This is a genomic window from Paenibacillus taichungensis (assembly GCF_047302525.1).
Taxonomy (GTDB): Bacteria; Bacillota; Bacilli; order Paenibacillales; family Paenibacillaceae; genus Paenibacillus; species Paenibacillus taichungensis_B.
Genome location: NZ_CP168020.1, coordinates 3,790,865 through 3,803,013, shown reverse-complemented (window position 1 = coordinate 3,803,013; position 12,149 = coordinate 3,790,865). Strand labels below are relative to the sequence as shown.

Sequence of the window (12,149 nt, the reverse complement as noted above, 5' to 3'; positions counted from 1 at the left end):
GTTTTTATAGGATTAATATTATTTAAAATCAAAAAAAGAACCTGGGTGATTATCCCCGGTTCTTCAATATTGTATATAAACAAACACAATGATATAATCAGATTACAGTTTCCTGAGATACTTAGACATAAATATCTTATCTTATATTTAAATCTTATCATGGCGGTAAACTCTTTGTCAAATGTTTTTTTCTCAATTTATTGGTTAGGGGAGATACGGAATGAGTTCTTTGGTTATCAGGTTTCAGGAAATGGAAAAATTGCAGCTTGCGCTCGTTGGTGGAAAAGGATTAAATCTAGCGAAGTTATCAAAGGTTGAAGGAGTACAGGTCCCCGATGGATTTTGTGTTACAACCGTCGGATATCAAAAAGCCATTGAACAAAATGAAACGTATCATGCTTTGCTGGATCAATTAACCTTGTTGAAAGTAGAAGAACGAGAGCAAATTGGTGAAATCAGCAGGAAGATAAGGGAACTTATTATAGGCGTAGAAATCCCTTCCGATGTTGAAAAAGAAGTTGCTCACCATCTCTCCAAGTTTGGAGAGGAGCATGCGTATGCAGTGCGTTCCAGTGCGACCGCTGAAGATTTACCACATGCCTCTTTTGCGGGTCAACAAGACACCTACTTAAATATCATTGGGAAAGAAGCAATCATGCAGCATATCAGCAAATGTTGGGCTTCCCTGTTTACGGATCGCGCAGTAATCTACCGTATTCAAAATGGATTTGACCATGTTCAAGTTCATTTGTCCGTTATCGTTCAAAAGATGGTTTCCCCAACGGCCTCAGGGATTTTATTTACGGCTGATCCGATTACATCCAACCGGAAACTGCTTTCCATCGACGCCAGTTTTGGACTTGGTGAGGCGCTGGTGTCCGGCTTGGTATCTGCCGATTGTTATAAAGTACGGGAAGGTGAAATTGTCGATAAGAGGATAGCTGCCAAAACGTTGGCTATCTATGGACGCAAAGATGGTGGAACGTATACTCATCAGATCGATCCCATTCTGCAAAAGACGCAAACACTTACTGATCAACAAATTTTAGAACTGGCACGTATAGGAAGACAGATCGAAGCTCATTTTGGTTTTCCGCAAGATATCGAATGGTGTTTGGCGGATGATACGTTTTATATAGTCCAAAGTCGGCCAATCACAACGTTATACCCGATTCCTGAAGCGAGTGACCTAGAAAATCATGTGTACCTATCTGTGGGTCATCAACAAATGATGACTGATCCCATGAAACCGCTGGGCTTATCTTTCTTTCTATTAACGACTCCGGCACCCATGCGTATAGCTGGTGGAAGATTGTTTGTTGATATTACGCCTAGGCTGGCTTCGCCTGTCATGAGAGAAAACTTCATAAATACCATGGGACAATCCGATCCGCTCCTTAAGGACGCACTTACAACTGTAATCGAGCGCGGGAATTTCATAAAATCGTTACCTATTGATCAGCCAGCACCAACTCCACGTACTAACAATCTACAGAGCACGTCTGAGGGTTTTCAAGCACATATTGAAAATGAATCGACCATCGTCTCTGATTTGATTAAGAGCAATCAAGCCTCAGTAGAGATGTTAAAAAGGAGTATCCAAAACAAATCTGGATTGGATTTGTTTGAATTTATCCTTGAAGATCTGCAAGAATTGAAGAAATTTCTATCTGACCCACAAAGCTCAAATGTATTTATGACCGCCATGAATGCTTCAGCATGGATCAATGAAAACATGAAAGAGTGGTTGGGTGAGAAAAATGCAGCAGATACGCTGTCTCAATCTGTACCTAACAATATCACTTCGGAAATGGGTCTGGCATTACTGGATGTTGCAGATGTAATTCGTCCCTATCCTGAAGTCATTGCTTATTTACAGCATGTGAAAGAGGATGACTTTATGGATGAACTGGTTAAGGTTGAGGGTGGACAGGAAACAAGGGACGCAATCCAAGATTATCTGGACAAATACGGAATGCGATGTGCCGGAGAAATCGATCTGACCAGAACCCGTTGGATGGAAAAACCCATTACACTTGTACCGTTGATTCTGGGTAACATCAAAAACTTTGAGCCTAATGCAAGCAAACGGAAATTTGAGCAGGGACGACAGGAAGCGTTGAAGAAAGAACAGGAAATATTGGATCGATTGAAGCTATTGCCTGATGGTGAACAAAAAGCCAAGGAAACGAAACGAATGATTGACCTGGTTCGCAACTTCATCGGTTATCGGGAATATCCCAAATACGGCATGATCAATCGTTACTTCGTATATAAACAGGCTTTATTGAAAGAAGCCGAACGACTTGCACAAGCGGGCGTTATTGCCGAAAAAGAAGATATATACCTTCTCACTTTTGAAGAACTTCGTGAAGTTGTACGCACCAATAAACTGGATGGGAAGATCATTACCCAACGGAAAGACGATTACAAAATCTATGAAAAGCTAACTCCACCTCGCGTGCTCACGTCTGATGGTGAAATCATTACAGGTCAGTATAAACGTGAAAATATGTCAGCCGAAGCCATTGTCGGCCTGCCTGTTTCTTCCGGAGTGATAGAGGGCCGTGCACGTGTTATCTTCAATATTGAAGATGCTGATCTGGAAGATGGAGATATACTAGTGACTCCCTATACTGATCCGAGCTGGACACCATTATTTGTTTCTATAAAAGGCCTAGTTACCGAAGTGGGTGGACTGATGACCCATGGAGCTGTGATTGCGCGTGAATATGGATTGCCAGCCATTGTCGGAGTGGAGAATGCTACCCAACGAATAAAAGATGGGCAGCGAATTCGGGTACATGGGACAGAAGGATATATCGAAATATTGTAAATGATACACGAATTGAGATTGTACAGTAGTGATCGCGCATCAGACCTGATGTGCGATCGTTTTTGTTTTCAAAGTCAACAACGGAAACGAATTGTACAAATTCAATTACTAATCAGAGCACTTAATTCTGCCTGAAAGACCTTCTCATTATTTTGGTTAAAAGTAGTAAGCAGCACGGTGACAATTCCACCACTGCTCCTTCTTGGAGCCAATTCAATCACTTCTGATAGAACACTAATTTCATCATCTGGAAACACAGGTTTGATAAACTTTATGTTATTCATACCGGTTCCTGCGACAACATCTTCTCCATATATCCCGAGTTCCACCCAAAGTTTGAAAGATGTGCTCATCGTCTGCATACCCGAAGCAATGAGGCTGCCGAAGCGGCCTTCTTTGGCTTTTGCCTCATCTATATGCATATATTGAGGGTCATAAATTTTTGCAAAATCAATAATATCCTTCTTTGACAATTGAATAGACTCTGTTCTATAGGTCTCGCCTATAACATACTCGTTAAATTTCAATGATGTACACCTCCAATAGCTACTCTAAAGGATAAGTCGAATTTAAGGCAAGTAGGATCACCTAGAACATGGATCTTAGGTTCTATTATACCCATGCAGAGGTTGCACAAAAACTATTGAATTCTTTAGTGCCCAAAATGAGTACTAAGCAAATTTAAACATGGATCAACTGGGCAAACATTTGATTATACTTCATATATCCTCTTGTTGAAATTTAGGACTTTCACGGAAGATTTAAATCCTATAGCTATGTATTAATAATGTCAGTAATCAACATAGCCCGTACAGGTAGTATACTTCTATACCCATTGCTAAGTCTCCCTGTATTTTTGCGTTAATGAAAACATTTTCAAGCATGATTTAGATAATTATACATATCGCATTCGGGATTTGTGTATTTTCATTTGTAGGAGTAATTGCTACACTGTGTATATCGATAATGAGAATCATTATTAGTGGACTGGAAGCAACATTATTTTATGGAGAAGGGTGGGTAGAGGAGATACATAACAGAACTAAAGGAGTGTAAATAATGCAAGCTTCTACAGCCACATCTGGAGCTGGATTTAAAGCAGCCAAGAAAGACATTAAAGTATTTCCCATCGTTCTTGCTTTTTTGATGAGTGGGTTCATCGGTCTGTTCGGTGAAACGGCGTTAAACGTCGCGCTTACCGATTTGATGCAGATATTCAACATTGGATCGGCCACCATTCAATGGCTGACAACAGGATATTTACTGACAATGGGGGTTCTAGTTCCGTTATCAGGCCTATTAATTCAGCGTTTTACAACAAGACAGCTGTTTGTGACATCACTTTTATTTTCATGTCTCGGTGCTTTGATTGGAGCAGTTGCTTCAAGCTTCGGGGTGTTGATGGTTTCGCGCATTATTCAAGCAGTAGGAACTGCGCTTTTACTACCGCTTATGTTCAATACGATACTGCTCATTTTCCCGATCGAAAAGCGCGGTGCAGCAATGGGCCTAGTTGGGCTCGTTATCATGTTCGCCCCTGCGGTCGGACCGACAATTGCCGGACTGCTCATTGAAGCCCTGAACTGGCATTATATCTTTTGGCTTTCATTCGTTTTTCTTGCTATCGCCCTGATCATTGGGATTATCACGATGCAAAATGTTTCCGAAACGACCAGGCCGCGCATTGATTTACTATCCATGTTACTGTCGACCCTCGGCTTTGGAGGTATCGTCTATGGTTTCAGTAGCGCTGGTGAAGGAGATGGGGGATGGACCAGTTCTACTGTCGTAATATCTCTTGCAATCGGTCTTGTTGCTCTTATTCTTTTCACAATTCGCCAGTTGAAAATATCCAATCCATTGCTTGACCTGCGCGCATTTAAGTACCCGATGTTTGCAATCGGCGCTCTTATGGTGGCACTTTGCATGATGGTCATATTATCTTCGATGCTCGTGCTGCCAATGTACCTGCAAGTAGGGCTTGCCTTCTCCACGCTTAGCGCAGGTCTGATCCTGCTGCCCGCGAGTGCATTGAACGGACTTTTGGCTCCAATTATGGGCAAGCTGTTCGACAAATATGGACCCAAATGGATCGTCCTTCCAGGGATTGTCTTAGTAGCTGTGGCACTTTGGTTATTCTCTGGAGTTACGCTGGCTTCCTCGGTCGCCTTTATTATCACGGTTCATGCTATTATGATGATTGGCGTTTCAATGATCATGATGCCTGCCCAAACGAATGGTCTCAACCAGCTTCCACCGCAGCTTTATCCGCACGGAACGGCAATTATTAACACGATGCAGCAGGTATTTGGTGCGATTGGTACAGCTGTTGCGGTCAGCGTAATGAGTAATGGGCAAGCGAAATATATGAGTCAAGCCACGAATCCAAACGACCCTTCACTTATCCCGTTTTCCTTGACTGCCGGTGTACAGGATGCGTTCATATTCGGCATGATCGTTGCCCTCGTTGGGTTTGTACTCTCCCTTTTCATCAAAAGAGTAGTGGTCAATCGCCTGCACTAACATGGACAAAACAATGACCCTTTAAAAAAAGTCGCTAATTTAGCGGCTTTTTTTTAAAAGTTCATGTCCAGAGTTGAAAAGATTAGCTCATTTCAGTTCGATTTCCGAAAACACCGATCCCCTAGAAGAAGAATCCCCTATAATCGGTTTGCTTATTCCAGATCCGCAACTTCTCAGCCATGAGATGGTGTACCCCAAGACACCTGAGTCAGTCCCCCCGGATTAGGCGATAATCTAGCCAATAACCTGAGTTCCAACGGATGGAACTCGTTTAATTTGCTTGAATATATTGATCTGTTCATGATGATGCTATGGCATAATGTTACAGCTGTAAACAGGTCTCTATCAGATAACTTGGATAAATTTCCAGTAACAAAAGGATTGTCAAACTAAAAAAAATATGATATTTTCATATCTGTAACCGGTTACACATAGGAGTGAACGTTCATGACAACAATAAAAGATGTAGCTAATTTGGCTGGCGTTTCAGTAGCCACCGTATCAAGGGTCATTAATGAAAGAGGTTATGTTCATGCGGACACTCGCAAGAAAGTGGAGGAAGCGGTCAAGCAACTTAACTTCTCTCCCAATGAAGTGGCCCGCTCTTTATACAAGCGTAAGTCCAAATTGATTGGCCTGCTGCTACCGGATATTGCAAACCCTTACTTTCCGCAGCTTGCACGCGGCGTAGAGGACCGGATGCAGGAGCAGGATTTCAGATTGATTTTCGGAAATAGTGATGAGGATGAACAGAAGGAAAAGGATTATATCCAGACTTTTATCCAGAATAATGTAGTCGGCGTAATCTCTTCAACGAATTACCCTCATTCTTCAATATATGAGAACTTGAAAATTCCCGTGGTGTTTCTTGACAGAACACCTCTGGACAGTCCTTCCGTATATGCGGATGGCAGAGAGGGTGGACGTCTGGCTGCACGGGAGATCATCAAGCGCGGAAGCCGCCGAATTACAGTTATGCAGGGACCGGCACATATCAAACCTGCACAGGACCGTTTTGAAGGCGCAATCGAGAGCATACGTCAGGCGGGTCTGGATTACCGCGTAATCCAAACGACATCATTTTCCTTTAACGATGTTGGGTTATGGGCCGATGAGCTTTTCAGCAAGTATGGCGATACGGACGGAGTCATTGCAAGTAATGACATCGCAGCTATGGCAGTACTGCACGAGGCACTGCGAATTGGAAAAAAAGTTCCGGAGGATATGCAGATTATCGGCTTCGACGATATCCCGATGAGCAGCTTGCTATCTCCTGCATTGTCGACCATTCGCCAACCGGCATACGAGATGGGAAGGGAAGCTGCCGGTTTGCTTATCAAACTTGTGGAACAAGCTCCAATCGAAAACAAACACATACAGCTTCCGGTCAGTTTCATTGAACGGGGCACAACAAGAAAGGTGAATTCAGATGGCTAAAATATGCGTAATTGGCAGCAGCTCCATGGATTTGGTTGTCACTTCCTCAAGACGGCCGGGGGCGGGTGAAACCGTCCTTGGCGACAGTTTCAAAACAGTTCCGGGCGGCAAAGGAGCAAATCAGGCAGTCGCTGCGGCAAGGCTGGGGGCCGACGTTTCCATGATCGGCCGGGTGGGCGATGACGCTTTCGGTACGGCTATTTTAAATAATTTCAAAGCAAACGCTGTAAATATGCAGAATGTGAAACCGGTTACACATATGGAGAGCGGTACGGCTCATATCGTGCTGGCTGAAGGTGATAATAGTATCGTGGTGGTTGAAGCGGCAAATCGCGAAGTTACACCAGCCTATGTCGATGAAGCGGCAGAAGTGATCCAACGTGCCGATATTGTATTGATTCAGCAGGAAATTCCGGAGGAAACCGTTGTTCGTGTCAGCGAGATTTGCGCCCAAAGCGGAACTCCGCTGTTATTGAATCCAGCGCCAGCGAGAAAAGTACCCGATGAGGTCATCGACAAAGCTGCTTATATCACGCCGAACGAGCATGAGGCCGAGATTTTGTTTCAGGGCATGACTCCAGCTGAGGCGCTGCGCAAATATCCAAACAAGTTGTTTATTACGGAGGGCAGCAACGGAGTTCGATACTTTGACGGGGAGCAGGAAATTGTTGTACCTACTTACAAGGTGGAACCAGTGGATACAACCGGAGCGGGTGATACGTTTAACGGCGCATTTGCGGTTGCTCTGGCGGAAGGCAAACCGCTACAAGACAGCATTAGATTCGCCAACCGGGCTGCATCGCTATCTGTGACCAAGTTCGGGGCGCAAGGAGGCATGCCGACACGGGATGAAGTGGAGGAAAGCCTGAAATGAAGAAGCAGGGAATATTGAACAGTCATATCTCCAAGGTGCTGTCTGATCTGGGTCATACGGACACGATTGTCATCGCGGATGCTGGCCTTCCGGTTCCGGAAGGGGTACCCAAAATCGATTTGTCCCTGAAACTGGGGACACCGAGTTTTCAAGAGGTCGTGGAGCTTATTGCGGACGATATGGTCGTCGAGAGAGTCATTTTAGCAACAGAGATCAAGGCAGGGAATCCAAAGGCTTTGCAATTTATTACCGATAAATTTGGCGATGAAGCCATTGACGTTTCCATCAGTCATGAACAATTTAAGGCATTGACCCGGAATGCCAAAGTAGTCATTCGTACGGGAGAAGCTACGCCGTATGCCAATTGCATCTTACAATCGGGCGTCATTTTCGGTTAAAGGGGGACGGTATCATGCATATTCAGATGCAAGACATATATAAAGCGTTTGGTACAAACCAAGTGCTAAGCGGGGTGAATTTCGATCTGAAAGAAGGCGAGGTTCATGCCCTGATGGGAGAGAACGGGGCTGGAAAATCCACGTTAATGAACATTTTGATTGGTCTTCATGGGCGGGATCAGGGAACCATCTTGATTGACGGCAAAGAAACCTATTTTGCCAATCCGAAGGAAGCTGAGAAGATGGGGCTTGCTTTTATCCACCAAGAGTTGAATGTTTGGCCGGAAATGACAGTGCTTGATAATCTCTTCATAGGTAAGGAAATAACTTCGTCTTTTGGATTGCTGAACACAAGACAAATGAAAGCGCTTGCCACTGAGCAGTTTGCCAAGCTTTCCGTGCAGATCCCGCTGGACCGTCCTGCCGGGGAATGTTCTGTCGGTCAGCAGCAAATGATTGAAATTGCCAAGGCACTGATGACCGATGCCAAAGTCATCATTATGGATGAGCCAACCGCAGCGCTTACGGAGCGGGAGATCCAGAAGTTGTTCGGCGTGATCGCTTCTCTTAAGAAAAACGGTGTCTCCATCGTATATATCTCGCACCGGATGGAGGAGATTTTCACAATTTGCGACCGGATTACGATCATGCGTGACGGCAAAACGGTAGACACCAAGGCGATCCCGGAGACGAGTTTTGACGAAGTGGTGCGGAAGATGGTCGGGCGGGAGCTAACGGAACGTTATCCGGCACGAAATCCTTCGTACGGTGAAGTGGTCCTGGAAGTACGGGACGCAAGCAGCAAAGAATTGTTCCAGAATATCAGCTTTACGGTAAGAGCAGGCGAGATCCTCGGATTCTCCGGGCTGATGGGCTCGGGACGGACAGAGATCATGCGGGCAATCTTCGGTTTGGAACCTTTGGACGGTGGCGAAATTATGATTCGAGGCAAAAAGGCTCATATTCGGAAGCCTGCCGACGCGGTTAGACATGGAATTGGATTTATTACCGAAGACCGGAAGGATGAAGGTTTGGTATTAGATTTCTCCATTCGTGAGAATATGGCCTTACCCAATCTGTTCAGCTTCTCAAGTAAGGGGTTCATCTCGACTCAGAAAGAACAGGAATTCGTCGATACGCTCATCAAACGTTTGCAAATCAAGACGCAATCATCCGAAACGGCGGTACGAAACCTGTCAGGGGGCAACCAACAGAAGGTGGTTATCGCCAAATGGGTCGGCATTGGACCGAGTGTGCTCATCCTGGATGAGCCGACACGTGGCGTGGATGTTGGAGCCAAGAGAGAGATTTATCAGTTGATGAACGAGCTGACAGACCGCGGAGTTGCCATCATTATGGTATCTTCCGAGCTGCCCGAAGTGCTCGGCATGAGCGATCGAATCGCGGTTGTGCATGAGGGCCGTATTAGCGGTGAACTGGCAAAAGAAGAGGCAACACAGGAAAACATTATGACATTGGCTACAGGGGGACAATGATATGACAACTTTGCAGGAAAACCAACCCGCCAAAAGCGGTTTCCGCTTGACGAATCTAACACAGAAATTAGGTCCGTTGCTCGGACTGATCATTCTGATTATCATCGTATCGGTATTGAATCCAAGCTTTTTGGAACCGCTTAACATATTGAATCTATTGCGTCAGGTTTCGATTAACGCGCTGATTGCCTTTGGCATGACATTTGTCATTCTGACAGGCGGCATCGACTTGTCGGTGGGCTCCATTCTGGCTTTATCTAGCGCCTTTGTAGCCAATATGATGCTGTCTGGCCTGGACCCGATTCTGTCGATCATTATTGGGGTTGCGCTCGGCGGTGTCATGGGTATGGTGAACGGGCTGATGATTACGAAGGGCAAGATGGCTCCGTTTATTGCTACATTGGCGACGATGACGGTGTTCCGGGGATTGACTCTGGTGTATACGAACGGTAATCCGATTACTGGATTGGGCGACAGCCTGTTGTTCCAACTGTTCGGTCGTGGTTATCTGCTTGGTATACCGGTGCCAGCGATCACAATGCTGATTACTTTTGCGATTCTGTGGATGATTTTGCACAAAACGGCTTTCGGCCGTAAAACGTACGCGCTTGGTGGCAATGAGAAAGCGTCCATTATCTCAGGTATTAAAGTGCATCGCGTGAAAATCATGATTTACTCTCTGGTAGGTATGCTGTCAGCGCTGGCAGGCGCGATTCTGACCTCCCGTCTGAATTCTGCGCAGCCAACAGCAGGTACTTCATATGAACTGGACGCTATTGCTGCTGTTGTTCTGGGCGGAACAAGCCTGTCAGGCGGTAGAGGACGGATCGTCGGTACATTGATTGGGGTCCTGATTATCGGCGTGTTGAACAATGGTTTGAACCTGCTCGGAGTGAACTCGTTTTATCAAATGGTTGTGAAAGGCGTCGTTATTGCCATCGCTGTCCTGCTGGACCGCAAGAAAACGGCTTAAGGAGAGAAGCGAACATGAAAAAACTAACCCTATTGCTTGTAAGCGTAATGATGATCGTTCTGGCAGGATGCTCTCTGGAGCCTCCGGGTTGGGCCAAGCCCGACTCTGCCGGAAGTAATGGACAGAAAAAAATCGGCCTGTCGGTTTCCACGTTGAATAATCCCTTCTTTGTTTCCCTCAAAGACGGGGTAGTTGCAGAAGCTAAAAAACAAGGAATTCAGGTCATCGTGGTTGATGCACAAAATGATTCAGCCAAACAAACCAATGATGTAGATGACCTTATTCAACAGGGGGTAGAAGCCCTGCTGATTAACCCTGCGGATTCAGCGGCGATCTCCACGGCCGTTCAATCTGCCAATAGTGTGGGTATTCCTGTGATTACACTTGACCGTTCGGCCGACAAAGGCGACGTGGCAGCGTTGGTCGCATCGGATAACGTCAAAGGTGGACAAATGGCGGCGGAATATTTCGTAGAACATCTTGGCGAGGGAGCAAAGGTGATTGAACTTGAGGGTGTACCCGGAGCTTCCGCAACAAGAGAGCGGGGGAAAGGTTTCCATGAGGTTGCCGACCAAAAACTCAATGTGGTTGCCAAACAGTCTGCCGATTTCGATCGCTCCAAAGGTTTGAATGTGATGGAGAATCTGCTGCAAGGGAATCCTGACGTGCAGGCGGTATTTGCCCATAACGACGAGATGGCACTGGGCGCGATCGAAGCGATCCAAAGCTCCGGTAAAGACATTCCTGTGATTGGATTTGACGGCAACGATGATGCGATCAAATCCATTCAGGATGGAAAGTTAACGGCAACGGTCGCTCAGCAGCCAGTACTGATTGGCCAGCTGGCGGTGCAAGCTGCTCTGGACGTGCTGGACGGCAAGCAGGTAGAGAAATCGATTCCGGCTGAATTGAAGCTGGTGACCAAGGAAAACGCAAACAACTAAATATCCTTGTATATCCCGTTCTGGACAAAACTCCAGAGCGGGATTTTCGCTTTGTATTCACCCGCTTCGGACGGGACCACAGTTACAGAATTACAACTTTACATTGCTGACTTTCACACCTATTATGTAACAGAGCGAAAGAGTGAGCGGAATAAGAATCTCAGATATAAAGAGAGGTCTGCAATACATGGAAAACGTATCAACTGAAGTTAAAATGGAATCATTTCAAGCCTTTCAATCGACAATCCGCAAATCGGAAAACGCCCTGGCTAATATGTCTCAGAAAGGTAGTAACACTACCTTATTAGATAAACGCCTCAACGCTTTGTACATCGGCTTAGCCATGCTGGAAACTGCTTGGAATCTAAAACCTCATCACTACACCGAGGAAGATTTAACTGAAGCTCGCAATGTTTTGGCTGGTTTATTACCATTACTTGATAACATGTATGATAAGTCAAAAACCGGTAGCCCTCAAAAAACGCTTATAGAAAGAAGAATTAAAGCATTTGAACTGGCTGTTCAGGCCATGGATGACGTTGTGGAAAAATAAATTGCCCTTGAAGCTTGATTATGAACAAAATTTGGTTTCATTGGAAGTCGCTAAAGATATATTGATAGCAATAATTGAATATAAGCTTAAGTGAAAGCTGAAGGATCAGGTTTTG

Annotated in this window: 10 protein-coding genes; 9 read left to right on the top strand and 1 reads right to left on the bottom strand. The window is 45.2% G+C overall.

The window, feature by feature from the left end; genetic code table 11:
- Positions 1 to 220 precede the first annotated feature (220 nt).
- On the top strand, positions 221 to 2,836 hold the full coding sequence (ppsA, locus tag ACDJ58_RS16870) for a phosphoenolpyruvate synthase (protein WP_413372040.1): 2,616 nt from the start codon (positions 221 to 223) through the stop codon (positions 2,834 to 2,836).
- A 101-nt stretch (positions 2,837 to 2,937) separates the two neighbouring features.
- On the opposite strand, the gene ACDJ58_RS16865 is transcribed toward ppsA, so the two are convergent.
- Positions 2,938 to 3,363 (bottom strand): MaoC family dehydratase, encoded by a 426-nt coding sequence (locus tag ACDJ58_RS16865; RefSeq protein ID WP_413372038.1) that lies wholly within the window; start codon positions 3,361 to 3,363, stop codon positions 2,938 to 2,940.
- 532 nt (positions 3,364 to 3,895) lie between these two features.
- On the opposite strand from ACDJ58_RS16865, the gene ACDJ58_RS16860 reads away from it, so the two are divergent.
- The 8 genes from ACDJ58_RS16860 (at position 3,896) to ACDJ58_RS16825 (ending at position 12,034) form a co-directional block, all read left to right on the top strand.
- Positions 3,896 to 5,359: a DHA2 family efflux MFS transporter permease subunit gene (locus tag ACDJ58_RS16860; protein WP_413372037.1), complete on the top strand. Its 1,464-nt coding sequence runs from the start codon at positions 3,896 to 3,898 to the stop codon at positions 5,357 to 5,359.
- Between the two features lie 447 nt (positions 5,360 to 5,806).
- Positions 5,807 to 6,796, top strand: coding sequence for a LacI family DNA-binding transcriptional regulator (locus ACDJ58_RS16855; RefSeq protein ID WP_413372036.1), 990 nt, complete (start codon positions 5,807 to 5,809; stop codon positions 6,794 to 6,796).
- Complete coding sequence (gene rbsK, locus ACDJ58_RS16850) at positions 6,789 to 7,670, top strand: ribokinase (RefSeq protein ID WP_413372035.1); 882 nt, start codon at positions 6,789 to 6,791, stop codon at positions 7,668 to 7,670. Before ACDJ58_RS16855 ends, rbsK begins: the two co-directional genes overlap by 8 nt.
- Positions 7,667 to 8,068: a D-ribose pyranase gene (gene rbsD / locus ACDJ58_RS16845; RefSeq protein ID WP_413372034.1), complete on the top strand. Its 402-nt coding sequence runs from the start codon at positions 7,667 to 7,669 to the stop codon at positions 8,066 to 8,068. The genes rbsK and rbsD overlap by 4 nt, the downstream gene beginning before the upstream one ends.
- 14 nt (positions 8,069 to 8,082) lie before the next feature.
- Positions 8,083 to 9,564 carry a sugar ABC transporter ATP-binding protein gene (locus tag ACDJ58_RS16840; RefSeq protein WP_413372033.1) on the top strand — a complete coding sequence of 494 codons (1,482 nt, stop codon included), beginning with the start codon at positions 8,083 to 8,085 and terminating at the stop codon, positions 9,562 to 9,564.
- Between the two features lies 1 nt (position 9,565).
- Positions 9,566 to 10,537 (top strand): ABC transporter permease subunit, encoded by a 972-nt coding sequence (locus ACDJ58_RS16835; RefSeq protein ID WP_413372032.1) that lies wholly within the window; start codon positions 9,566 to 9,568, stop codon positions 10,535 to 10,537.
- A gap of 14 nt (positions 10,538 to 10,551) precedes the next feature.
- Complete coding sequence (gene rbsB / locus ACDJ58_RS16830; protein WP_413372031.1) at positions 10,552 to 11,481, top strand: ribose ABC transporter substrate-binding protein RbsB; 930 nt, start codon at positions 10,552 to 10,554, stop codon at positions 11,479 to 11,481.
- Positions 11,482 to 11,668: 187 nt separating this feature from the next.
- Positions 11,669 to 12,034, top strand: coding sequence for a hypothetical protein (locus ACDJ58_RS16825; protein WP_413372029.1), 366 nt, complete (start codon positions 11,669 to 11,671; stop codon positions 12,032 to 12,034).
- The last annotated feature ends 115 nt before the right edge of the window (positions 12,035 to 12,149 follow it).

Bases quoted from the DNA above. Each gene is read 5' to 3' on its own strand.
- ppsA (WP_413372040.1), top strand. From the start codon at position 221: ATGAGTTCTTTGGTTATCAGGTTTCAGGAAATGGAAAAATTGCAGCTT.
- ACDJ58_RS16860 (WP_413372037.1), top strand. From the start codon at position 3,896: ATGCAAGCTTCTACAGCCACATCTGGAGCTGGATTTAAAGCAGCCAAG.
- ACDJ58_RS16855 (WP_413372036.1), top strand. From the start codon at position 5,807: ATGACAACAATAAAAGATGTAGCTAATTTGGCTGGCGTTTCAGTAGCC.
- rbsK (WP_413372035.1), top strand. From the start codon at position 6,789: ATGGCTAAAATATGCGTAATTGGCAGCAGCTCCATGGATTTGGTTGTC.
- rbsD (WP_413372034.1), top strand. From the start codon at position 7,667: ATGAAGAAGCAGGGAATATTGAACAGTCATATCTCCAAGGTGCTGTCT.
- ACDJ58_RS16840 (WP_413372033.1), top strand. From the start codon at position 8,083: ATGCATATTCAGATGCAAGACATATATAAAGCGTTTGGTACAAACCAA.
- ACDJ58_RS16835 (WP_413372032.1), top strand. From the start codon at position 9,566: ATGACAACTTTGCAGGAAAACCAACCCGCCAAAAGCGGTTTCCGCTTG.
- rbsB (WP_413372031.1), top strand. From the start codon at position 10,552: ATGAAAAAACTAACCCTATTGCTTGTAAGCGTAATGATGATCGTTCTG.
- ACDJ58_RS16825 (WP_413372029.1), top strand. From the start codon at position 11,669: ATGGAAAACGTATCAACTGAAGTTAAAATGGAATCATTTCAAGCCTTT.